The sequence below is a fragment of the Luteolibacter sp. AS25 genome (assembly GCF_046736275.1).
Taxonomy (GTDB): Bacteria; Verrucomicrobiota; Verrucomicrobiia; order Verrucomicrobiales; family Akkermansiaceae; genus Luteolibacter.
In genome coordinates, this window is sequence record NZ_CP151837.1 from 1,651,945 (window position 1) to 1,676,501 (window position 24,557).

Annotated in this window: 19 protein-coding genes; 14 read left to right on the forward strand and 5 right to left on the reverse strand. The window is 52.5% G+C overall.

Features of this window, described 5'->3' with window-relative positions; translation table 11 throughout:
• Nucleotides 1–15: 15 nt before the first annotated feature.
• A complete protein-coding gene (locus AAGA79_RS07630; protein WP_411828178.1) occupies nt 16–2,466 on the forward strand; it encodes a circularly permuted type 2 ATP-grasp protein in 2,451 nt (816 codons plus the stop codon).
• Here AAGA79_RS07630 and AAGA79_RS07635 read toward each other — a convergent pair whose 3' ends face one another.
• Nucleotides 2,467–3,627 carry a Gfo/Idh/MocA family protein gene (locus tag AAGA79_RS07635; RefSeq protein ID WP_411828179.1) on the reverse strand — a complete coding sequence of 387 codons (1,161 nt, stop codon included), beginning with the start codon at nt 3,625–3,627 and terminating at the stop codon, nt 2,467–2,469.
• Nucleotides 3,628–3,751: 124 nt separating this feature from the next.
• On the opposite strand from AAGA79_RS07635, the gene AAGA79_RS07640 reads away from it, so the two are divergent.
• The 12 genes from AAGA79_RS07640 to AAGA79_RS07695 all read left to right on the forward strand — a co-directional run bounded on the left by AAGA79_RS07640 (nt 3,752) and on the right by AAGA79_RS07695 (nt 14,515).
• Complete coding sequence (locus AAGA79_RS07640; RefSeq protein WP_411828180.1) at nt 3,752–4,939, forward strand: sensor histidine kinase; 1,188 nt, start codon at nt 3,752–3,754, stop codon at nt 4,937–4,939.
• Between the two features lie 39 nt (nt 4,940–4,978).
• On the forward strand, nt 4,979–6,346 hold the full coding sequence (locus AAGA79_RS07645; protein ID WP_411828181.1) for a sigma-54-dependent transcriptional regulator: 1,368 nt from the start codon (nt 4,979–4,981) through the stop codon (nt 6,344–6,346).
• A gap of 36 nt (nt 6,347–6,382) precedes the next feature.
• Complete coding sequence (locus tag AAGA79_RS07650) at nt 6,383–8,191, forward strand: glycosyltransferase family 39 protein (protein ID WP_411828182.1); 1,809 nt, start codon at nt 6,383–6,385, stop codon at nt 8,189–8,191.
• Nucleotides 8,192–8,206: 15 nt separating this feature from the next.
• Nucleotides 8,207–8,491 (forward strand): exodeoxyribonuclease VII small subunit, encoded by a 285-nt coding sequence (xseB, locus tag AAGA79_RS07655; protein WP_411828183.1) that lies wholly within the window; start codon nt 8,207–8,209, stop codon nt 8,489–8,491.
• Nucleotides 8,472–10,391 carry a 1-deoxy-D-xylulose-5-phosphate synthase gene (gene dxs, locus AAGA79_RS07660; RefSeq protein WP_411828184.1) on the forward strand — a complete coding sequence of 640 codons (1,920 nt, stop codon included), beginning with the start codon at nt 8,472–8,474 and terminating at the stop codon, nt 10,389–10,391. Before xseB ends, dxs begins: the two co-directional genes overlap by 20 nt.
• A 63-nt stretch (nt 10,392–10,454) precedes the next feature.
• Nucleotides 10,455–10,733, forward strand: coding sequence for a BrnT family toxin (locus AAGA79_RS07665; RefSeq protein ID WP_411828185.1), 279 nt, complete (start codon nt 10,455–10,457; stop codon nt 10,731–10,733).
• A 4-nt stretch (nt 10,734–10,737) separates the two neighbouring features.
• A complete protein-coding gene (locus tag AAGA79_RS07670) occupies nt 10,738–11,004 on the forward strand; it encodes a CopG family antitoxin (protein WP_411828186.1) in 267 nt (88 codons plus the stop codon).
• A gap of 11 nt (nt 11,005–11,015) precedes the next feature.
• A complete protein-coding gene (locus AAGA79_RS07675) occupies nt 11,016–11,456 on the forward strand; it encodes a VanZ family protein (RefSeq protein ID WP_411828187.1) in 441 nt (146 codons plus the stop codon).
• Nucleotides 11,457–11,496: 40 nt separating this feature from the next.
• Nucleotides 11,497–12,453 (forward strand): transaldolase, encoded by a 957-nt coding sequence (tal, locus tag AAGA79_RS07680; RefSeq protein ID WP_411828188.1) that lies wholly within the window; start codon nt 11,497–11,499, stop codon nt 12,451–12,453.
• Between the two features lie 221 nt (nt 12,454–12,674).
• Nucleotides 12,675–13,955, forward strand: coding sequence for a dihydroorotase (locus AAGA79_RS07685; protein WP_411828189.1), 1,281 nt, complete (start codon nt 12,675–12,677; stop codon nt 13,953–13,955).
• Nucleotides 13,956–13,985: 30 nt separating this feature from the next.
• On the forward strand, nt 13,986–14,303 hold the full coding sequence (locus tag AAGA79_RS07690) for a hypothetical protein (RefSeq protein ID WP_411828190.1): 318 nt from the start codon (nt 13,986–13,988) through the stop codon (nt 14,301–14,303).
• Nucleotides 14,304–14,341: 38 nt separating this feature from the next.
• On the forward strand, nt 14,342–14,515 hold the full coding sequence (locus tag AAGA79_RS07695; RefSeq protein WP_411828191.1) for a CPXCG motif-containing cysteine-rich protein: 174 nt from the start codon (nt 14,342–14,344) through the stop codon (nt 14,513–14,515).
• 54 nt (nt 14,516–14,569) lie between these two features.
• Here AAGA79_RS07695 and AAGA79_RS07700 read toward each other — a convergent pair whose 3' ends face one another.
• Nucleotides 14,570–18,136: a PAS domain S-box protein gene (locus tag AAGA79_RS07700; RefSeq protein WP_411828192.1), complete on the reverse strand. Its 3,567-nt coding sequence runs from the start codon at nt 18,134–18,136 to the stop codon at nt 14,570–14,572.
• 419 nt (nt 18,137–18,555) lie between these two features.
• Here AAGA79_RS07700 and AAGA79_RS07705 point away from each other — a divergent pair, with 419 nt between their 5' ends.
• Nucleotides 18,556–19,134, forward strand: a complete 579-nt coding sequence (locus AAGA79_RS07705; protein ID WP_411828193.1) for a hypothetical protein — start codon at nt 18,556–18,558, stop codon at nt 19,132–19,134.
• A gap of 346 nt (nt 19,135–19,480) precedes the next feature.
• On the opposite strand, the gene AAGA79_RS07710 is transcribed toward AAGA79_RS07705, so the two are convergent.
• From AAGA79_RS07710 to AAGA79_RS07720, 3 genes are all read right to left on the reverse strand, one after another.
• Nucleotides 19,481–21,529, reverse strand: a complete 2,049-nt coding sequence (locus AAGA79_RS07710; protein WP_411828194.1) for a Sip1-related alpha-galactosidase — start codon at nt 21,527–21,529, stop codon at nt 19,481–19,483.
• A 35-nt stretch (nt 21,530–21,564) separates the two neighbouring features.
• Nucleotides 21,565–22,950, reverse strand: a complete 1,386-nt coding sequence (locus tag AAGA79_RS07715) for a sulfatase (protein WP_411828195.1) — start codon at nt 22,948–22,950, stop codon at nt 21,565–21,567.
• 164 nt (nt 22,951–23,114) lie between these two features.
• The gene (locus AAGA79_RS07720) at nt 23,115–24,530 is read right to left on the reverse strand and encodes an alpha-L-fucosidase (protein ID WP_411828196.1); all 1,416 of its coding nucleotides are present in this window, start codon (nt 24,528–24,530) and stop codon (nt 23,115–23,117) included.
• Nucleotides 24,531–24,557: the final 27 nt, after the last annotated feature.

The window sequence follows — 24,557 nt, forward strand, 5'->3', positions numbered from 1 at the left end:
ATTCCTAGAAAATTCATGTTCCAACAGCAGACATTCAAGCCCGCTTCGGCGGCTGGAGGCGCCAGCACGCCGGCCACCAGCACAGCTTGGAACGAGCTCCTGGATCATCGCGGGCAGGTGCGTCCCCAATGGGAAGCCATGCATAGCCGCATCAACGGCTGGACGTCGGAGCAGCGCAAGGTCCTCCTCGAGGATACCAGTCGGATGCTCGATGATCTTGGAACTACCTTCAACGTCTACCGTGACGTGGGCGGTGCGGGGCAACCTTATGAGATAGATCCGATTCCCTTCATCCTCGAATGGCAGGAATGGGAAACCATACAGAAAGGTCTGGCCCAGCGCATGAAACTTCTGGAGACAGTATTATCCGATCTCTATGGTCCCCGTAAATTGCTCCAGGAGGGTCTTATCCCACCTGATTTGGTTCACGCCAGCCCGGATTTTCACCAATCCACCCGTGATATACAACCTGCCGGCGGGAATCGCCTGATGATTAGCGGTTGTGATTTGATCCGCTCCCCGCGTGGTGTCTGGACTGTCCTCCGTGATCATACACACACACCCGGCGGCCTTGGGCAGACCCTTGAAAACCGTAGCGTTGTTTCTTCTGTGCTTCCGGATCTTTTCGAGGCTACCCAAGTGGCTAAGCTGAAGCCGTTTTTTGATGCGGAGCACACCACGCTCCAGGATCTGCAGACGAGCCGCGGCGGGGTCTCTACGATCGTCTTTCTGACCCCCGGCTACCGTCACCCATCCTATTTCGAACATGCCTATAAGGCGCGGCTCCTCGGTATTTCCTTGGTCGAAGCAGCGGATCTAACAGTTCGTGAACGCAGGGTATTCCTAAAAACCCTTGGCGGCCTGCGCCGTGTGGATGGCGTAATCTCACGCCTCGACGATCACGGGATCGACCCTCTCGAATTCTGGACATCCGGAAAAGGCGGGGTTCCCGGCCTGATCGAAGCATGGCGCTCGGGAAATGTAGCCATTATGAATGCTCCCGGTTCCGGTTTTGCTGGTTCCGCAGCACTCCAGCCCTTCCTGCCACTCATCTGCCGCAAATGGTTGGGAGAAGATCTTCTACTTCCCTTCGTTGAAAGCTGGTGGCTTGGCCAGAAGTCGGTTCGTGAAAAAATTCTCGGCGATTTATCCCCCTACATCCTACTTTCTGCCTTTGGTAAGGACAAACTACTGCCGGTAAAATGGTCCAATCTTTCCGCAGCCTCGAAAAAAGAATGGACGGCGGAAATTTCACGCAGACCTTGGGATTTCGTTGCACAACAGAACATGTCTCCCAGCCTCGTTCCGTCCATGCACGGTCGGACGATTCAGGGAAAACCAACGGTCCTCCGCTCTTTTACCCTCAACGGAAGCGATGGTTTCGAGGTTCTCCCGGGCGGACTCGCCCGCGTGGGTAAAGCAGGTATTCCCCCGCAACTCTGGCCGGAACACGAAGGCTTCACGAAAGACGTATGGCTTGCCGGAAAATCCGCATCTCCTGATCCCGGGATCGATCTCACCAGCCCGATCCAGCCGGAAACCATTGGCGTCACACCGGATGTTCCTAGCCGGATCGCCGAGCAACTCTACTGGGTAGGACGATATGTGGAACGTGTGGAAATGGTTACTCGCATGCTCCGTGTCACCCTCAGATACATGGAGGGCGAAAGCGGCCGCCGTCAGCGAGAACAACTGGGGAACTGTCTCCGCCTTCTCAAAGGGAGTGGAATCGTTTCCGAACAGGCCGGCGAGATGCGTTCCGTTTCTCAAATCGCGAATCTTATCTTCAGTAAGGAAATTCCGGGTTCTCTTACCGGACTGGTTGATAATCTTATAGTTAACGCGGCAAGTGCCCGAGACCGCCTTTCGGATGATACTTGGATTTTCTTCAATCAGCTTAAAAATATCGTTGATCGCGCAAACCGGACCCCCCGGGCTGCGGATCTACTTCATACGCTTGATCGTATGGTTCTCCATCTCGCCGCCTTCTCCGGAATGCAGGCAGAGAATATGATCCGCGGTCAGGGCTGGCGTTTCCTTGAGACAGGTCGCCGTATTGAGCGTGGATGGTGTATTTCCACCCTGTTACATACTGCGGCCACAGACTCACCGGTGCTCGAACCCCTGATCGAGATTTGCGATAGTGTTATGACCTACCGGCGTAAATACTTCTCGCGCCCTGCCTGGAGCGGAGTAGTCGATCTTCTTTTCCATGATCGGTTCAACCCACGCTCGGTTGTTTTCCAAATCCAGTCCTTGAAAAACGAAGTTAGCTTTTACCCCGGTGACAAGGACTACGGGCTATTTCCGAAAATTTCCGCAAAGGTAGATGCCTTGAATGAGCGTTTCGACTCAGCGGAGGAACCGAATGCGGAGGAACTGAAGGACATTGCGGAAGGCCTCGAGCGATTCTCGGACCTTGTAACCCAGCATTACTTCAGTCACTCCGTTCGCCGCGTTTACTGATCAGATCTTGGTCCAAGCTCCGTTCTCGGAAGACGATTTCACGGCTGCTTCAATGAATGCCATGCCTTCCACTCCATCGGCGACAGTTGGGAAATCATAAGAATCAGCTCCCTTGTAATTGCCCTCGATCGCGTCGGAAATTGCTTCCGCAGCAGCTAGGTAGACATTTGCAAATGCTTCGATAAACGCCTCCGGGTGACCGAACGGGAGTCGGGTGTATTTCGCTGCAGCCTCGCCATTGTAGGAGTTTCCACGGCGCCAGGTTTCCCGTGGTTTGTCCGCATATTTCACGACCAGTTCATTCGGATGTTCCTGGTGCCATTCGATCGAAGCCTTGGTCCCGTAGATACGGATGTTCAGGTTATTTTCCTCACCAGTGGATATCTGAGAGGCAAAAAGAACACCGCGCGCACCACCCTCGTAGCGGCACAGCATCGATCCGTCATCATCGAGATTTCTTCCCGGAATGAATGTATTCAGATCCGCGGAAACCTCTTCCAGCTTCAGGCCGGAGATGTATTGCGCGAGATTTTCCGCGTGAGACCCGATGTCGCCTATGCAGTTGGAAACTCCTGAAATACTTGGGTCCATCCGCCAGTTGGAAATCTTGCCATCGCCTTCGCTGGCAGCTTCATAGTCCGAGATCGCGTAGCCTTGTGGATATTCGGCCACGATTTTCAGTATTTTACCGAGCTTGCCCTCCTTCACCATCGCCTTCGCCTCCTTCACCATTGGATACCCGGTGTAATTATGCGTCAGCGCAAATACCAATCCGCTCTCCTTGACGATAGCTTCCAGCTTTTTCCCCTCATCCAGAGATAGCGCCAGCGGCTTCTCGCAAATCACATGGATTCCACTCTTCAGGAATTTTTCAGCTACTCTGAAATGCAAATCGTTCCGAGCTACGATGCTCACGAAATCAATTCGCTCGCCTGGCGCCAGTGCGCTCTCCTTCTCAGCCATTTCCTCATAAGAGCGATAAACCCGATCCGGAGAGAGAAACAAATCATCACCCGAAGCCTTGGATTTCTCCGGATCCGAGGAGAAACACCCCGCTACCAACTCGATTTTTCCGTCCAGATTTGCAGCCATTCGGTGCACTGCACCAATGAATGCCCCGCGACCTCCTCCCACCATTCCCATTCTGAGTTTTCGATTCATAATTCACCTAATTTCACTGTCTCATCAAAAATCTCAAGCATTGAAACAAATGGCACCCGGTCAGAACATGGATAGACCTCAAGAGATGGCTTTCCCGGTTGCTTAAGCATTGGCAAGCCCGCCAGTGCAGCTCATTCTTGGCCTTGTGAAATCCGGATTCCTAGAAAAGCTCGTCTCCCGCCTGGATCGGGTGGAACCAGAAGAAATTCACCAAATCGTCACGCGTCTGATCCAGGAGAAGGGCTTTCTGGAAAATGTGTTCGAGGCCCTGCAGGAAGGCCTCATCATCATTGATCCCGAAGGGAAAATTATGTTTCTCAATCGTGCGGCCTGCCAGTTTTTCGGCATCACCCCGGAGAATTCCCTCGGAGAGAAAATATCCTCCAAAATCCGCGGGATCGATACCATTTCCCTGAAGCGCTCGAAGCAGGCGATCTCCCGCGATATCGAAATCTTCTACCCGGAGCATCGAATGCTCAATTTCTACCTTTCGCCCATCGACGATCCTAAAAATCAGGAACTCCCGCTCGGCCAGGTCATGCTCATCAGGGACAATACCAGCAGCCATGCTGAAACCCAGCAAAACATAGAGTCGGAGAGACTAAATGCACTTACCCTTCTGGCTGCAGGAGTAGCCCACGAGATCGGAAATCCTCTTAATTCGCTGGATATCCACCTCCAGCTTCTCAATCGGAAGATCAATAAGCTCGCTCCCGGTGAGCGGAAGGATCTTACCGAGCACCTCAAGACCGCCCGCAACGAAATCAGCCGTCTGGATACAATCCTGAAGCAATTTCTCAACGCCGTCCGCCCCACTACTCCTAGCCGTTCACCACACGATCTGAATGCGGTTCTTCACCAGACACTCAAGCTCCTGGAGCCGGAAATAGCCTCACGGAACATATCGGTGAACCTCGAACTTTCGGAAACCTTGCCAAAGGCATTGATCGATCCCGACCAATTCCAGCAGGTCTTCTACAATCTCCTGCGGAACGCCTACCAATCCATCTCGTCTGATGAAGGGCTCATCGAGATTCATACCCATTCCACTGAAACGGATTTTCTGATCTCAATTTCGGACAACGGAACAGGAATTCCTCATGAGAATATGGGCAGTCTTTTCGAACCATACCGCACCACAAAGTCCACCGGCAGCGGTCTGGGTCTTCTCATAGTCCGGCGCATTATCCGCGAGCACGGGGGTGAAATCGAAATTCAGTCCCAGCCGGAAGCCGGCACGGAAATTCTCATCCACCTTCCGCACACAGCACCAAGACCGCGGATGCTCCCGGCTCCCGTGATTGATCTTTAGCTTGGAAATCTCAGGCAGTGCCTCCAGACTCCCACACCTGTGCTTCCTACACTTCTTATTGTCGACGACGAACGTGCCACCCGCGAAGGACTCCGGACTGCTCTCGAAGAGGAGTTCGATGTCTACCTGGCTTCAAATAATACTGAGGCACTGTTTATTCTTAAAAATGAGCAGATAGATCTAATGCTCACAGACTTACGGATTGGTGGCGACTCCGGAATGGATCTGATTGATACGACCAACAAGCTATCTTCCCCGCCGATCATTTTGATGATGACCGCCTACGGATCCGTCGATACCGCAGTCGAGGCAATGCGGCGGGGAGCCTTCCATTTCGTCACCAAACCACTGAATATTGATGAAGTGGAGATGCTCCTGAAAAGAGCTTTGAGATCGAAAAATCTCGAGACTGAAAACATCCAGCTCACCAAGCAGGTAAAGAAAGGCGGCACACTTTCCCGCTTGATTGGTAAATCCCCTGAGATTCAGCGTGTCACCGATTTAATCGAGCAGGTGGCACCCACCAAAGCCACCGTTCTTATTGAGGGTGAATCAGGCACCGGAAAGGAAGTCGTCGCAAACGCGATCCACCACCTCTCCGGACGCCCCGCTTCCAAGCTGGTGATCGTTAACTGTGCGGCACTTTCCCCGCAGCTCCTGGAATCCGAACTTTTCGGCCACGAGAAAGGAGCTTTCACGGGGGCAGCCCAGAAGCGGATCGGCCGCTTCGAGCAAGCCGATGGCGGAACGTTGTTTCTCGATGAAATCGGCGAAATTGATCCAGCTACCCAAGTGAAACTACTTCGGGCCCTATCGGAGCGCTCCATTGAGCGCGTGGGTTCCAATAATCCGATCAATGTCGATGTGCGCCTGATCGCCGCCACCAACAAAAATCTCCGTCAACTCGCGGACGAAGGCACCTTCCGCGAGGATCTATATTTTCGCCTCAATGTCGTTTCCATCCAGATGCCGACGCTCAGGCAGCGTCCGGAGGATATCGTCCTTATGGCAAATGCCTTCCTGAAGGAATTCGCCGAGGAAAACCAGCGACCTGTGAAGCCGCTGACTGACGAGGCAATACACAGTTTGATCAGTTATAATTGGCCAGGAAACGTCCGCGAACTCCGCACCGCCATTGAGCACGGAGTAGTCATGTCAAACGACGACATCATAGATGTAAGGCACTTGCCGACTTTCTTGAATTCGAATCGACCGATTTCCAATAGCGCCCCGGCCCGGCCCGAAAACTCCCTTGCAGCCCCTCTCGAATTCAATTTGCATGAACTCGAAAACAACGCGATCCGCGCCGCCCTTGCACAGAGCGGAGACAATCGCACGCAAGCAGCAGAACTACTCGGCATTAGCCGCAGAACGCTCCAACGAAAAATCAAAGAACTAGGGCTTTAAGTATACTGTCCGTTAAGATATCCCCCTCTTTCCTCCATGAGTAACCCTACAGCAAAAATCGATACCGGCGTTCTAATCAGACGTAGCCTGTTCTTCCTTGTTCTCGTTGCTCTCACTCTTGGAAATCTTTTTACTCTTTTTCGTGGTCTGAACGCTCCTGCGGCAATGGATCAGGCGCAAATCGCCCGGGAAGTAGCTCGTGGCAATGGCTTCACCACCAAGTTCATCCGCCCGGTAGCTTATCAGAAAACCGTCGATCATCAGAAACGCACAGTTCCGTTTACCGGCTTTCAGGATACCTATCACTCACCGCTCAACCCACTACTCAACGCAGCCGTGTTCAAACTTATTGGCGCGGACGATGCAGATCAGTGGCGAATGGCAGATGATGAGAGGATTTTCCCGTTGGACCGTGTAATTGCGACGGTGTCCACCTTGTGTTTCCTTATATCCATTGGAGTCTGTTATCTTCTCGTCTCTAGGATATTCGACGCGAAAATCGCCGCCGTAACAGCCATCCTTATGCTGTTTTGCGATACCTTCTGGAATTATTCGCTTAGCGGGCTGCCCCAGATGTTGATGCTCCTCCTCTTTTCCTGCGCGCTCTACTTTGTTTATCGTGCAGTCGAGGAATCATCGGAAGGTCGCGTACCCTTCGTTCCCGCTATCATTGCGGCGGTTTTCTTCACACTGCTGTCGCTTACGCATTTCCTCACCGTCTGGATAGCTCTCGGATACATCATTTTCGCGGCCGTTTTCTTCCGCCCCCGGGGTATCGTCGGTCTCGCCGCTCTGGTTATTCTGATTGTTCCGTTCGTCTTCATTCTGCTCCGAAACAACAGCATCGATGGCAGCCCGTTCGGCGTTGCCTTCCTGAATCTCTACAATGGAATCGGCGGCGGAAAAGAAGACATCGTCATGCGGACATTGAATATCGATTCATACCCGCTGCTAAACCAAGGATTCCTCTCCAGTATCATTCAGACGACGCTTACCCAAACGACAACCATCGTCCCGTTCCTCGGTGCCATCATCGTCGCTCCGCTCTTTTTCCTTTCTCTGCTACATCCGTTCCGCCGCCCTGCCATCGCTAATTTTCGCTGGGCGATTCTGATCATGTTTGCTGTTTCTGCCTTCGGCCTCGCAATCTTCGGGATTTCCACGGATTCGCTCGATCCAAATCAGACCCATCTCCTCTTCGCTCCCATCATGACAGCGTATGGACTCGCCTTTGTCTCCATCCTTTGGAGCAAGCTTCCCGTCGTCGCCGCCACGCCACTCCTGCGCAATGTCCACTACGTGGTGATCATCGGTATTTGCGCCCTCCCTCTCGCGCTTGCACTTCCGAGGAAAGTAAAACTCGGCATGGATAACAATAGCGGCGGAGGTATCCCGCATTGGCCGCCATACTGGGCGCCTGCGCTTAATCTTGGTCTCAGTAAATGGCTTACGGAGAAACAAATCTGCTTCTCGGACCAGCCATGGGCTGTCGCATGGTATGCCGATCGCGTTTCGGTCTGGCTCCCGCTCGATAAAAAAGATTTCATAGAAATCGAAACAAATGCCGCTAACCTTGAGACACCGATTGCCGGTATCCTGATTTCTCCGACTTCACACGGAGATGGAAGCATCACCACAGTATCGGCTAAATATAAGGACTTCGCTTCTATCATTCTAGATGGTCGCGTTTTCCTCGCCACCTACCCGCCGGGCGTTACCATTTACGATAAAGACCAGAAAATCCAAGAAATCACCCGTCGCTATCCATACCGTGCCACTCTCGTAGGTATGGATATGGTATATTATTCGGATCGCGCACTCCGCGCCGAAGACGAGGAAAATTAGAACTGCCGCCCATCGATGCCCGCTCCCAAGAAATCAGTGAAGTCTGCCCTCACTTTTGAACAAGCTCTCTCCGGGCTTAGTGAGATTGTGAATGAAATGGAAGGAGAACAGCTCCCGCTTGAAGACCTCGTCAAGCAATACGAAGCCGGTACAAAACTCCTGAAACAGTGCGAAAGCGTGCTGGCGGCAGCCCAGAAAAAGATAGAACTCATCACCCTCTCGGATAGCGAAGAACCAGCTTCTTCCACCCGAAAAGATTCCCCGGACATAGACGATCAAAATGACATCAGCCTCTTCTGAAACGCCCGAACCACAAGACGCTGAAGCCGGACTCCTTGGACCGATGCTGGAAAAAATCCAGTCTCCGGACGATATAAAGTCCTTTTCCGATACACAGAGAGCTGAGCTTGCGGAAGAAATCCGCTCCACACTGATCAACTCACTTTCTAAAACAGGAGGCCATCTGGGCCCGAATCTGGGCGTCGTGGAGCTCTGCATCGCTCTACATACCGTTTTTTCAACTCCGGCCGATAAATTCGTCTTCGACGTTTCCCATCAGGGCTACGTACACAAACTGCTCACTGGTCGCGCGAAGGATTTCGATACCATCCGCTGTTTCAAGGGCCTCAACGGATTTCTTCTACGCACTGAGTCCGAGCACGATGCCTACGGTGCAGGTCACGCAGGAACCGCTATTTCCGCAGCACTGGGGATGGCCGCCGCACGCGATCTGACCGGCGGGGACAATCACGTGGTCGCCGTAGCCGGAGATGCGGCCTTTACCTGTGGTCCTACTCTCGAAGCTCTCAACAATATTGCCGAGACCACCAAGAAATTCATCGTAGTCCTCAATGACAACGAGTGGTCCATTGATAAGAACGTCGGCGCGATCGCCCGTTACTTCAATGCGTTGCAAACACATTCCACCTACTCGACTGTCCGCACTGCTTCAGCTGATTTTGTGGAGAAAATCCTGGGGAAAGCCGTCCGCAAGATCGCTCACCGTGTGGAGGAAGGTGCAAAGAATCTCATATTCCCGAACGTTCTTTTCGAGAAATTTGGTCTTCGCTACTTTGGTCCCATTGATGGGCATAACCTACCCCTGCTGGTAAAAACATTCGAGCACCTGCAGACACTCAACGAGCCGGTCGTCCTCCACATCATCACGGAAAAGGGCCGTGGCTATCAACCGGCCATCGATAATCCCGGGAAATTCCACGGACTCGGTGCCTACAAGATCGAAGACGGATCCACCGATACTGTCTCCACACCCACATGCTCGGAATTATTCGGTCGCACCATCACGGATTTAGCAATCGATGACCAGAAAATCGTCGCAATCACCGCGGCCATGCCCGGTGGCACCAAGTTGGATACTTTCAAAAAGGAACTACCTGACCGTTACTTCGATGTGGGAATCGCGGAGGAGCATGCGGCTCTCTTTGCTGCTGGTCTCGCCACCCAAGGCATCCGCCCCTTCCTTGCCATTTACTCGACCTTCATGCAGCGCGCTTATGACATGATTGTTCATGACATCGCCCTGCAGAATCTACCTGTCCGTCTATGTATGGATCGCGGCGGCCTTTCCGGCGACGATGGCCCGACCCATCACGGCCTGTTCGATATCGGCTACCTCCGCCATATCCCGAATATCGTCCATATGCAGCCGAAGGATGAACCCGAATTCGTCGCCATGATCAAATGGATGGCGAAATACGATGATGGCCCGTCCGCCATCCGCTACCCTCGCGGCGTGATCTCCGGCACTCCTCTCGATGCCCCTTGCTCTCCTATCCTGCTCGGAAAAGGAGAATTCATCCAGGAAGGACATGATGTCGCACTTATCGGACTGGGGACATTCTTCGACATGGCAGTGAAAACAAAGGACCTGCTCGAAGCCCGCGGCATATCCGTCACTCTTATCAACCCTCGCTTCATCAAACCCCTGGATACAGGAATTCTCGAAAAAGCAGCTAACACCTGCAAGGTGATCTGCACCTTCGAGGATCATGTCCTCGCGAATGGATTCGGCGCATCATGTATCGAGCACCTGCACGACGCTGATATCGCCACACCTGTCGAGCGTATCGGCTGGCCGGATGAGTTTGTGGAGCATGGAAAGCCCCACGTTCTCCAGCAACTCCACGGGCTCACTCCTGAAGCAGCTCTGGACAAAATCCTGACGCATCTCAATCATTAGTCTCCCCAGCGGAGATTCTTAACGGATGGCCGCTTCAGGTAGATATTAGGAAAACTCAATCCCATGGAACTTAACCTTATCGATGCACCCTTCGATCTTCGGCTGATCAAGCCCGGCGAACTCGAGGAAATTTTCGAAGACCCCTTCGCTATCCGTTTTCTTCCGGATAATGATCGGGAGGACGGAGCATCCCGTTACTACGCACTTGGCCGCACCATCGCCGATCGCCACCTGTTCATCGCCTTCACTACTGATGGCAAGGTCGCCCGCGTGATCTCAGCACGGGAAATGAGCGAGTCCGAACGCCGCTTCTACGACAGAAATTACAACGAAACCCGCTGAAACCATGAAAATCATCAACTCCTGGACAGATCTTCCGGATTTCGACAGCGACACCGAAGAGCACGAATTCTGGCAGAACCACGAACTCGCCCCAAAACTTATGGTTTCCTCGGTTCACGAACTCGCCTCCCGCGAGTCGACCACCATCACTCTCCGCTTTGATCCACGTATGCTCTCCCGCATCAAACGCGTGGCGAATTCCCGCTTTCTTAACTACCAGTCCATGATGAAACAATGGCTGGCAGAACGCCTGGAAGACGAAATGAAGTAGCAATCATCCCCATGCCCCTCCATTTACGGAAATCAGCTACCTCTCCCCGTCTCTGGCTGGCCGCATTTATTTTCTGGGCCGTCACTCTCTACATTCTTTCATCTTTCAAACCTTCCCTACCTCCGGATGGTCCGGAAATCCCATATTTTGATAAGATAGCCCACTTTGGCTATTTCTTCGGCGGGGGTATTTTACTCGGCACCTTTATGCTCTTGAAAAAAGGGCCTGCTGCTACTTTCGCAATGCGGATTATCGTGCCGCTTGTAATCCTCGCTGTTATTGGCGCACTCGATGAATTTCATCAGACATTCACCCCCGGGCGCTCGGGAAATGATCTCTTTGACTGGTGTGCCGATGTTCTTGGGGCCACCACTGGTGTTTTCATCGGAAACAGCTTTCATCATCGCCTTCAGCATTTTTCATCCGCTGTTACGGAAAAATCATCAAATTAGCATTCACCATCCAGCAAACCACGTTTAACTTCCCAACCACATGACACAACTAGACCAGCTCAAAAAGCACACAACAGTAGTCGCAGATACAGGTGACTTTGAATCCATGAAGGAATTCCAGCCTCAGGATGCCACCACCAACCCATCCCTAATCCTACAGGCTGCAGGCAAGGCGGAATACAGCCACCTGATTGACAAGGCGATTTCCGAGTTCAAGGGCGGAGAACTCTCCGGCCAGGCACTTACCGATGCTATTCTTGATCGTATCCTTATCCTTTTCGGCCTCGAAATCCTGAAAATCGTACCAGGTCGCGTTTCCACAGAAGTGGATGCACGCCTCTCCTTCGATACAGAAGGAACCGTCTCCAAAGCAAAGGAACTTATCGACGCATACGCAGCTGAAGGCATCGATAAAGGTCGCATTCTCATCAAGATAGCCTCCACCTGGGAAGGAATCAAAGCCGCTGAAATCCTCGAGAAAGAAGGCATTCATTGCAATCTTACCCTCCTTTTCTCTTTCGCACAGGCAGTCGCTTGCGCAGAGGCTAAAGTGCAGCTCATCTCCCCGTTCGTCGGCCGTATCCTCGATTGGCACAAGGCAAACTCGGAAGGCGAAGACTTTGAAGGCGATAAAGACCCGGGCGTTGTCTCGGTCAAAGCCATCTACAACTACTACAAGAAATTCGGCTACAAAACCGAAGTCATGGGTGCTTCCTTCCGCAACAAAGGTGAAATCATTGCCCTCACCGGTTGCGATCTGCTCACCATCGCCCCAAAACTCCTTGCCGAGCTCGCCGCTTCAGACGAAGCGATCGAAGCGAAACTCACAGAGGAAATCGCCGCACAGGATCCTGTTGAGAAAATCTCCCACGACGAGAAATCCTTCCGCCTCGCCTTCAATGAAGACGCAATGGCCACCGAGAAAACAGCACATGGCATCCGCGGCTTCGCTGCAGATATCGTCAAGCTCGAGAAACTCGTGAACGACAAACTCTAATCCCGTCCGGGCTTAGCTAATATTCCCTAAAGCCCCGCGCTCCAACCAGAGCCGGGGTTTTTTCATGCCCCCATAACGCCGATTAAAGGCGCGGCTGATTTCAGCTGTCTGCTAGTCCCCAGCCGTAAGGCTTCGAATTCCTTTCCATAACTTTTCCACAAATTCCCAACTCAACCTTTGCCCCAACCCCACTTTCCCGTTCAAATAGGCCCAGCAAAATCATGAACCTACTTCTTCAAAACGCCCGCATCGCCTCGGAAACATCTCCGGACCTGCTCTCCGCAGATGTCCTCATCATTGATGGCCTCATCAAAACCATCGCGCCTAGCATCGCTGCCCCGGAAGATACGGAGGTCATAGATTGCGCTAATCAGGTCCTTCTCCCCGGCTTCTTCGACGCACACGTCCATTTCCGCGAGCCAGGGCAGGAGCAGAAGGAAAATATCGCCACCGGCTCGGAATCAGCCATCAATGGCGGCATCACCGGTGTCGTTATGATGCCCAACACCGCTCCATCCATTGATTCCGGCGCCAGCGTAGCCGCGGTCCTGAACTCCGCGAAGTCAAACTCACGCATTCCAGTTTATACCTCCGGTTGTGTGACCAAAGACCGCGCTGGTAAAGAGCTGGCCGCCATCGATGGCATGCGTGATGCCGGCGTAAAAATGCTCACCGATGATGGAGATACCACCATCAACTCCTCTATCCTCTACCGCGCCATGCAATACGCGTCCGAGTTCGACATGTTCTTCGCCTCCCATTGCGAGGTCCCGGAACTCGCCGGACCACGCGCCCTAAATGAAGGCCCGGTCTCATATCGCCTCGGCATCGCCGGATCACCCGCCTGCGCTGAGGAAATTATCATCGATCGCGATATTCGCCTCGCCCATGCCACCGGCGCGCACATCCACATCCAGCACGTTTCCTCTAAAATGGGTATGGAAACCATCCGTTGGTGGAAATCCCGCGGAGACGTCAAAGTCACTGCGGAAGTTTCCCCCCACCACCTCCTCTTCACCGACGAGCACATCGGAGATTTTGACACGCATTATAAGATGAACCCCCCGCTCCGCACAAAGGTGGACAATGATGCACTTTTGGAGGGCCTGCTTGATGGCACCTTCGATATGATTGCCACCGATCACGCCCCCCATACGCCATTCGAAAAATCACAGGATTTCGTCTCCGCGCCCAACGGCATCACCGGCCTCGATACCGCTGTCGTTTCGCTCTACCACTACTTCATCAAGGAAGGGAAATTCGGTTGGGATACACTCGTGAACAAATACTCCGCTGAGCCCCGCCGCCTCATGTCAATCGAGGTGCCGACCATCGCCGAAGGCCAACCCGCCAACCTTACCCTCTTTAATACAGAAGCGACTTCCACTTTTTCTGCGGACTTCATGAAATCAAAAGCGCAGAACACCCCGTTCCTCGATAAAACCCTCCAGGGCCGCATTGATCTTGTGGTATTGGGAAATGAGATTCTCCTGAAAAGGTAGCAGTGGAGGACCCATCCCTTTCGCAACGCTATGGGACAGAAAATCTACAGGTCTCCGGCGAAAAAGAAGCCACGGAAGAAATGTAGGTATCAGAGAAATTCTTTCTCAGGGAAAGGTGATGGCCGTGGGTTTCTGGTGGCTTTCGCCACAGTTATGACCGGCGGCGGCATTATGGCGATACTCAAACCGATCACTATCTTCTCCTCTGGCGCCACTGCTTCAGGCCGTTACCGCATGGCAGGTCAGACCTTCGCCTACTCGGAAAATGCCTGTATTGGCTTTGGCATTCTCTTCGTTGTAGTAGGGTTATTTCTGTTCCGCGTATACTTTGAGCTGAAGAAACGGTGAGCGATTTGGTGAAACTCAACTCAATGCATCCATATAAAATGAACACCGTCCCCGTTACCTGTCCCACTTGCTTCGAACAATTCGAGATCCCCATCCCGCCCGATGCGGAGATGCCCACTGAATATGACTACGATTGTGAAGTCTGCTGCCGGCCAATGCTCATCATGCTTAACTCAGCGGAAGATATTTATGCCCAAGGCTTGGCGGACTAAAATTGATCCACAAAACATCTGGTTCGTTCCGCAGCATACTTATAACGGGGTGTATCAGTCTGCCAGCGCTCCCCGAAGTGCGGTCAGAAGCATTTCCGCGGTATAGGGCTTCGCCAGGAAATCCTTTACTCCGAGCTTCATCACCTCATTGACGTGCTCCGGGGAGGAAAGTCCGCTGGTGGCTATGATCCTTACCTCCGGATTCATCCTCTGCAGCACCTGGATTGTAGCCGGACCATCCATCACAGGCATCATCATATCGGTCAGCACCACAGAGACCTCATCCTTGTGATTCGCATAGACTGAAATCGCATCTGCCCCATCCACCGCCAGTAACACACGATAGCCGAAGGTTTCCAAAGTATCCCGGGTGATCTGCCTCACCAGGATCTCGTCCTCCGCCACCAGAATCCACTCGCCCCGGCCATCTATGTCCACGCCCTCCGTTACCTTTGCTTTCTTCTCCACTGCTTCCGCAGCCTTGGCCGGTAGATAGATATTGAATCTCGTCCCTTTCCCTTCATCGCTATACACCTGAATAAATCCGCCGTGTCCGCGGACAATCGCCTGTGAAGTGGACAGCCCCAGCCCCGTTCCGGCCCCGAATTCCTTCGTCGTAAAAAAGGGATCGAAAATATTCTCCTGTACCTCCTGGGACATCCCCTCCCCATTATCTTCCACGCGGATCAGTATATAGGGTCCCGGTTCAGTCCCGAAGCTCATCCCCACATAGTGCGCATCCAGAATATGGTTTTCCGCGGAAATTTTCAGCCTGCCTCCCCGCGGCATCGCATCCCGGGCATTCACGCACAGATTGACCAGCACCTGGTGCAGTTGAGTGCTATCTCCAGCCACACTCCATAGATCAGGTGCGATTTCTACCTCCACCTCTATGTTCTTCATGAAGGTGTCATTCGTAATCTTTTCCACCTCGCAGATCAGAGCACCACAATCCATATCCACCCGATCTCCTTCTACTCCACGGGCAAAGGAAAGCACCTGTTTCACCATTTCCGCCCCGCGCTGGGCACTCGCCCCGATGATCCCGATCAACTCATGACTATTCGGATCGGGGAACTTCCGCTTCAGTAGATCCAGTGACATCAGGATCGGCGCCAGCGCATTGTTCAAGTCATGAGCTATACCTCCGGCCAGAGTCCCGATGCTATCCATGCGCTGCACTCTCAGGAACTGCTGCTCCAGCTTCTTGCGCTCCGTGATATCCCGTATGATCGCCAGCGTCCGTCCATCCGGTAGTACAGTCAGACTTACCTCACTCGGGAAAATTGTCCCGTCCTTGCGCCGCGTCTTCCATTCGCTTCGCGCCACCTCGCCAGGCTTCAGGGCATCCAACTCCGGCAGTAGCCCATCCGTGCCCTCTCCACAGATATCCTCACACTTCATCCCTATCATCTCTTTGTGCGTGTAGCCGAACATCGCGCACCCCGCCGTGTTCACATCCAGCAGCGTCTTGTTCTCATCACACACAATTATCCCATCCGAGGCAGACTCCACCAGTGAACGGTAATTCTCCTCACTCCGCTGGAGCTCTTTCTCCGCTTCCACCCGTTCAGTAATGTCCAGTCCTATCCCCGCCACAAAGCGTCTCCCGATCGCATCTTTGAACGGGAATTTCGAGCATAGCAAATGAATCACCTTCCCTTGCGCATTCCGTGCGAACTCCACCGCCTCCAGCGCATTGCCGGATTTCAGCACAGCCAGATCATTTTTGCGAAAGTCATCGGCCATTCTCCCCGGCCAGATCTCATCATCCGTCTTTCCTCGCCATTCCTCTAAATTTGCTCCGAAGCAGTCTTCGAAAGGGCGGTTCATGTAGACATAGCGTCCATCCTCATCCTTCACCCACGCGGTGCTTGGGCTGTGATCCATGAAGAGTCTGAATCTCTCTTCCCCAGCGCGCAACTCCGCCTCCGCCTGCCTGCTTTCCGTGATATCCCGGCTCACCCCGATCACCCCCATCGGCTCACCTTCCGCATTACGCCACGGAGTTTTGTTTGCGGATAAAATCCACTCCCGTCCCCCGATGGTGCCGGTCTCCTCTCTCGTAATAGGGCCGTTCGCTTTTAGGACATCCGCGTCCATCTGGCGGAAAATCTTTGCTGAATCCTCCGGCACCAGATCCAAATCTGTCTTCCCTATCACTTTATCCGGAGTCAGCTTCGCCATCCTCGCTCCGGCTGCGTTCATGAACTGATAGCGCCCATCCATATCCTTCACATAGATAGCATCCGTCGTCCCCTCCATTACGCCCTCCAGCAGTTGGTGGTTCCTCCTCAGCGTCTCCGTTTCACGGTGTCGGCCGATCGCGATTGCTGCTACATTCGTGGCGATTTCAATCATCCGGAGGTGCTCCTTCTTGGGCAGTCCCGGCTCCCTGTAATACATAGCGAAAGTTCCGCAAACCTTCTGCTCCTTATCGAAAATCGGCGTGGACCAGCAGGCTCGCAGTCCGTGCTCCAGCGCGACGGGACCCGCATTTTTCCAGAGCGGACTCTCCGCAATATCCTCCACATATACCGCCTCTCGGCGGAAAGCCGCAGTCCCGCAGGATCCCACTCCTTCACCGATCTTCACTCCATCAATAGCACTTGTATATTCCAGCGGAAGGCTGGGTGCAGTGCCGTTCCGTAGATGTTCTCCGTCCCCATCCAGTAACAATATGGAGCAAAGTAATCCCGGAGATTGGTCTTCTATGAACTTCGCCAGAGCAGGTAGGGTCTCATCCAGACCCGCACCTTCGGCGATCAGCTCGAGCGCCTCCCGCTGACCTTCCAGCAACGCCAAATTCAGCTTCCTGTCCGTCACGTCACGGGAAATGCCCAGCAGCGAGATCACTCCTCCATCCTCGCTCCTCATCGGGGTCGCCTGCGTCTCAAGCCAGCGGTGGGTTCCCTTCAATCCCTCCATCTCGAACTCAAGCTCCCCACTTACCCCCTGCTTTACCCCCTCCATCATCTCTTTGAACGGTCCACGGTAGTTGGGATAAATAAGGTCCAGGACCGATTTTCCCGCCATATCCGCCACGGAATCCGCCTCTATCATCCGCAACCCTGCTGGATTCATTTCCAGAAGTTCAAAATCCAGGCCAAGAAGAGTCACACTCTCCGGTTCGTTTTCCAGTATTATCCGCAGTCTTCGCTCGCTGTCTGAAATTACCTCAGCCTTGCGTGCCGTTACCAGTTGCATCACCACCAAACCTCCCAGCTTGGCCAGCGCCGTGCGGCGTGTCTCCGTCAGGCTCCCCGGTTCCTTATCCATGACACACAGCCACCCGGCCACCTTGCCATTCGGCATAATCAGTGGCTCCGACGCAAAAAACCTCACCCCGTTGTCTCCTAGCGCCAGCGGCATTTTTGAAAACCGTTCGTCCGCCACCACATCCTCCACCACTAGTAGATCCCGGCAGTCTATCGCTTCCTCGTCCAGCCAATCTCCCCGTTCGCAACAGCTGGGCTCCATTCCCGCAGTGCCTACCAACCTCATTTGACTCCCACAATCCAGTACCACGGCCGCCATCGGAAGCCCGCAGATTTCCGCAGCCAGCCCAGCCAAGGCATCAAAGATTTCCGTCTGCATCTCGCTCTCGCAAAATGAATTCATCGGTCCAGTTACCGAACTCTCCCCCACAGAAATAAATGAATCCACAGACACATATCAGGAATAACCGAAAAGGATATTAACCGCCAGAGGTAAATTTGCCGCGATATATAACCCATACAGTATCAAGCCCTCACGAATCAACCATCACCCGTCAAAATGACTAACTGATCCCTTGTAATTAACACGACCACTCAAACTCCACCTATCACCCGGATTTTCCTGATTCATTCGATACAATCTTGCCGGCTTCAAGAATGGCTACGGATTACTGGCGCCTATTCATGGTATAAAATTAATTTTTTCTAATAATCAATTTCTACAAATTATAACTCACCCGATGTCTAGTAAATTATCGTTTTCATCTCTTGGAACATTCCGCACAGTCAGCACGATTCATATCGGCAAATAACCAAACATTTATGAAATTACTCATCACAGGTCTCTTCCTCGCCACCTTTCTAATTAGCTGCAAGGAGAAGGCAGCCGACTCCACTGAGCAAAAAGCCGAGAGAACCGCAAGAGCAGCAGCGGACAGCTTTAGCCAATACGAAATTATGGGGCTTACGATTGATCTCCCGGCGTCACCCACCTCTCAGCCCCTGGAGTTACCGGCCCAAGTCAAACAGGTCATGGAATCCATGGAAGTTTACCAACTCAGCCTCTCTGCCGGTAAAGTTATGCTCTCCCATATGGTCTACAAGATCCCCGAGGTAAATCTGGATGGTGCAGCCGCAGGTGGGATCGCCCAGGTCAGGGATAATCCCAAGGCTACCGATTTCACAAGTTCCACCGAGGAAGTCATCGTTGATGGACTTGCAGGGCGTCAGGTCCACATGTCACTCAAGCAGGACGGTCACCCGCTCAATCAGCACAGCCTCATATTTGCCCGCGGAAACGAACTCTGGCAGATCCAGGTCATCGCCCTCGGCGAAGGCGACCAAGAAGACCTCGAGAAACTCAGGGATAGAATTTTCGATAGCGTGGAGCTACCCAAGTAGTTGGACGAACGCGGCGGAGACGGAATATTGGGATAAACCTCACTCAGGAACACGCACACCTGCTGCATAGGTGGAGTTTTCGCCCCCGTTGAGAGGGCTCATTGAACACCGTCGATGGTGGAGCCGTTGTCCGCGAAGAAAACGACGAGGGTATTGTCGAATTCGCCGGTTTCCCTGAGCTCTGTGATCAGCTCTGCTTTTACCTCCTTTTTTCAACGGAGGAATACCAGAAATTCAGGTAAAACGGTTTACCTGCCTCCCATTCCCTGGAACCGTTGAAATCAAGGCGACACGAATTAGGATCCTCAGTAGCCTTTTCTATATCAATTTCCCGGTCCTCTAGATTTTATCGGGTGACAGTAATTTCCACTTCACCCGCTTCCACCGGGAGATCGGCCATGTAGAGATTTTCGCCAATTGATTCGAAATTTGCGCCGTCCATCTTAGGGGCACCGGTTTCACTCCAGATCGCCAGTGGACCGGATTCCGCGAGTGTGAAGACAATCTGGTCTTTGGTGGATTCCTTCACTTTTACCGCTGCCGCAGGAAGATACTTGTCGGTGCGACCGATCACTGCCCAGCCGTTGGATTTCGGATACAGGAGGAACAGTTTCGCATCGAAATTGGGAACCTCTGAGGAGAAATCGTCCTCCAGATCCACGATGGATTTAGCTTCACGATCGTAAACCAGGAGACCTTCCGCAGGAGCAGTCCACGCGCCTGAATTCGGCTGAAGTAATTCGCCTGCATAGGTGTAGTCCTTCGGTCTGATACTGCCTTTGAGGGACTTTCCGCCTTCTGTGAAATTGAATAACGCAATGGCAGCTACCCCATCTTCCATCGGAGCGATTACGCGGAAAACATCGTTATCGCGGAACGGATGGATGAAGAAGCTTTCCGGAAGAAGCGTAGCAGGTGCGGAAGTGCGAAGCAGCTTACCATCTTCGTAGGCAAACGGAGTCAGAACTTCGGGAACGATTTTGGAAGGCTCATCGGAAATGTAAACCGGGCCACCGGAGATCGCGCGGGCAATTGCCATTGGGTTCACATCGCGCTCGTCGTGTGTGTGGAACATATCCAAATCACCCCAAACGGTTTGCCCCATCCAAAGGTGGTTGGCGAAGCTCTGGTAGGTATTGCACTTGTTCTTATCCTTGTCCGACTGATTGTAGTCAGGGCTGGAGCGGGTCAACGCACTGTATTTCGTCTGCAGGGAGTTGATGTTCGGTTGCGCGATGCAATTCAAAAGAGGTATTCCCATTTCGTGGGTTGCTTCCTCGAGCGCCTCGTTGTTCGCACGCATCGCACCGATTGGATCAGGCATGCCTTTGTAATGATCAAAGGTGCGGGCGTGGAAGTCGACTTTAACGAAATCGAATCCGCTCTCCTTTGTATCGGAAACCATCTCATCATAAAAAGCCTTGGAAGCCTCCTTGCTGCCATATGGCAAAACGGTGCCCTTCTTCTTCATATTTTTCAGGTCGGACTTCAGATCCTTCATCGTATGTTGGGCGGAAACACCGCTCATGTAGCCGCCGAAATTTCTCCATACGCCTACCCATTTGATCTTCTCCGGATCCTTGAGGTTCATGATCGGTTCCCAGCCATTGGGGAACTTTTTCTTGTCCACTCCGAAGCTGACCAGCCTCCGGCCTTTTTCATCAAGGTAGCCGTCATCCACCATCAACCAACGGATCGGAGCACCGCTGTCCTCGATGGTGTGAAACGCATCTGAAATGATTTCCTCGGAGATCTTGGTTTTGTAGAATTCCCATGAGCACCAGCCAAGGTATCCGTAAGGCTCCTCAGGATAGCTTTTCCCTGAACGCGGCTGTGCGGCCACATTGCCTGACTTTAAAACCTGGTCCCAAACCGCTTCCGTGGCAGCATAAGGCGAGTCGCCGTAAGCCCAGCAGATCAGCGGAATTTCACCATCGACAGCATCGGTTCCGAAATTCCCGGTTTTCAGAAGAAGCTTCCCGTTCTCGAGAAAGAATTGCCCGAAAACCTTTTCCGAAGTCATCGGTAGAAGTGCGAGATAACGCCCGTCTTTTAGCTCCAGAAGTATGAACTGCCCTTCCTGGACCTTGCTGTGTCCTTTTCTGGTTTTAGAGGGCGAATAGTTTTCCAGATCCTCGATTGAGTCAAAAGCAACGGCTTCGACGCGATTTCCCCATGCTGTGGACTCGGAATGCGGGCGGTAATAGGCGCCACGGGAAAACTCCGGAAGTTCGATCTCACGGGAGAGTCCTGTGCCGTCCTTGCCTGACTTTAGCCCCTCGACAGTTTGTGTCAGTAGGCCGGTGGCAGCTCCGCTTATCGCCAGAGATTCCGCATGAAGCGGGAATAGAGCCAGGAGGCCGGATAGGGTGAGTAGAAGTGGGTTCAGTTTCATGGAATTCAATTTTCGGATAGAAGGGCTACTGTTGCTTACTTGGTTTCTTTCAGCCATTGGTCCAGAAGCTTCGCCAACTCCTGAACCTTCTCGGGATTCTGTTTTGCCAGATTGGATCGCTCGCCCAAATCGTTGGATAAATCATAAAGCTCGGAAGGCTCATCACTCTCGAAGCGAATCAATTTCCAGTCCTTGCTGAGGATGGCATCGGAGGGCTGGTGCCCGTTTCCGTGGATGTGCGGATAAGTCCATGCCAGAACACGGTTTTCGTCCCCTTCTCCTCCGTTCAAAATCGCTTTCAGGGACTGACCATCGAGATGTTGTTTCGGTTTGAGAGGAAGTCCCGCGAGATCTAGCAGCGTCGGATACATATCCATCGTGATAATATTCGCTTCGCTTGTGGCGGATGCGATCTTGCCCGGCCAACTGAAAATCGTGGGAATGCGGATACCTCCCTCATAGGTAAATGCCTTACCGGAGCGCAGCGGGGCGTTGCTGGTGGGTCCACCCTCACGTTTCCGATGAGCTAGGCCGCCGTTGTCGGATGTGAATACTACGATGGTATTTTCGAGCATCCCCTTTTCCTTCAGGTGATCCAGAACACGGCCAATATTGGTATCGAGATTTTCGACCATCGCAGCGTAAGCAGGGTCACCCTGTTCAGCCCTGGACAGAGTGTTATACTTTTCTTCGATCATTCCGGGTTTTCCTTTTCCCAGAAGTTTCAGTTTTTTCGCCTCATATTTCTCGACCAACGGCTGCGGGGCCTGAATTGGCGTGTGAACGGCATAATGCGCGAGACATAGGAAAAACGGCTTTTTGTCCGATTGATCAATGAACTCGATTGCTTTGTCAGTTACCGCATCAGTCAGGTAGTCACCTTTTTTATAGTCCTTGAGATCAGGCACACTGGATCCGGCCTTACCTTTGCCGAATGGGTAGAAGAACGAAGCAGGCTGCCCGGCACGGTTCACAGCTTTGGTGTATTCGAACCCCTGATACTGTGGCTGCATGTTGTCCTGCTTGCCGAGATGCCATTTCCCGACATATCCGGTGCGATACCCGTTTTCCAAAAATGCCTCACCTATTGTCTCCTCAGACAAAGGTAGCCCGATTTTGCTGCCCGATGGGATCCACTGCGTGATGCCCACGCGTTGCGGCGCTTTCCCTGTCATCATGGCTGCACGGGTCGGCGAGCAAACCGGATTGGCTGAGTAGGAGTGAGTGAAGTTCACCCCGCCTGCAGCCAGCGCATCGATATTCGGAGTCTCATAGAAAGTGGATCCGTTTACCCCGATATCAGTCCAGCCCAGATCATCTATGAAGAATAGAAGGATATTGGGCTTTGCCTCTTGGGCAAATGAAGTGGAGCCTAACGCGAAAGCGCTCGAAATCAGCAGTGAACGGAAAAGTTTGTGCATTTTAGTTGATTGAAAGTGTCTGTTTTACCGAGGAATTACCCTAGGAAATTTTCTTCGCCTAGTTAGGCGGTAAAGATGAAGTTCCGGAAGGAAGCGGCACAGAGAAACGTTCAGCCTTTTCAGTGCAATGGAACGTCCCAAGGTGCCGCAGCTGGACTCCAAACTTATAATTCCTCCTGTAGTGTCAATTTAATGACTGTGTCATACGGGTCGAGTGGTTTGGCCGGCAGCTTGATTTTCAGGGTGTTGTCAGCTTCTTTGAAATCTACTTTTTTACCGTCGGCGAGAAACACAGCTTCAGTCGCTTTGCCTGAGAAATTCCCGATCTGGATTTCACCTGACTCCGGCCAAACCATAACGTGAAGATAGAGTGTCTTGCCATCCTTGCTCACCGAGCAGTCTCCCCACTCGGGCTTTTCAGGTAGTGGATTGCGGATTGTGCTGTAGATAGATTCTCCGTTGACCTTGAGCCAGGCGCCGATCACGCCGTAAAGGCGCACGGCTTCCGGGTCGATCTCACCGTTGCCCATTGGTCCATTGTTCAGTAGATAGTTTCCACCTGCGCAGACCGTATTTACCAGGCGGTGAATCATTTCCTCCTCGGTATGATACTGGTGGTTACCTTTTGTTTTGTAGCCATAGGAAGTGCTCACACTGTCCGGGGACTCGAAGTAGAGCGGCAGTGGTTCTGTCGGCACTTCCTTATCACCTACTGAAATGTAATCGAAGAGTTCCAGATTCTCCTGCAGCACCTTATTCCTCCCCTGCTGAATCAGGCGGGAGTTAATCACGCAATCAGGACGATATTTGCGGATCACGTCCGTGAACTGTTTTGCACGCTCGTAGGTCATCTCGATCGGAGTATCAAACCAGACTAGATCGATCTCATAATTTTTCACTAACTCCTCGATTTGCGGTAAGCTCTTCTCTTTCAAATACCGGTCGAAGTCCGGTTTGAAATCCTTTTCCAGATCCGGATGCATCACATTGCGATTCGTCCGGCGCTTCATCATCACCGGTGCATCAGGTTCATCCCAGTCCTGCGCCTGCGAGTAATAGACCCCGAATTTCAAGCCATGCTTGTGACATGCTTCGCTCAACTCCTTGATGATATCACGTTTGAATGGAGTGGAATCCACCATATCAAAATCACTCACCGCTGAGTCATACAGCGCGAAACCGTCGTGGTGCTTGGAAGTGATCACGACATATTTCATTCCATTGTCTTTGAAGATTTTCACCCATTCTTCCGCATCGAATTCCTGCGGATTGAATCCCCTGGCAACTTCACGGTAATCATCGGCGGAAATTTTCGCATCAGCCCAGATCCACTCCGCATATTTCGGTCCCTGGGCCTTGCCTTTGTAGGCCCCCTCAAGAACCGAATAGATGCCGAAGTGAATGAAGGCTCCAAATTTCGCATCGTAGAACCATTTCTTATTCCGGGCAATTGAGTCAGGAGTTTGCTTAAGCTTTTCATCGAAACGGTAAGCATAGCTGGATTTGTCCACCGTTTCCTCGGCATGCAGGGGCAGAATGCACGGCATAATCGAGGCCAGTGATATCAGTTTGTAGTTCATAATTTTCATAGGTTTTTATTAAATTGG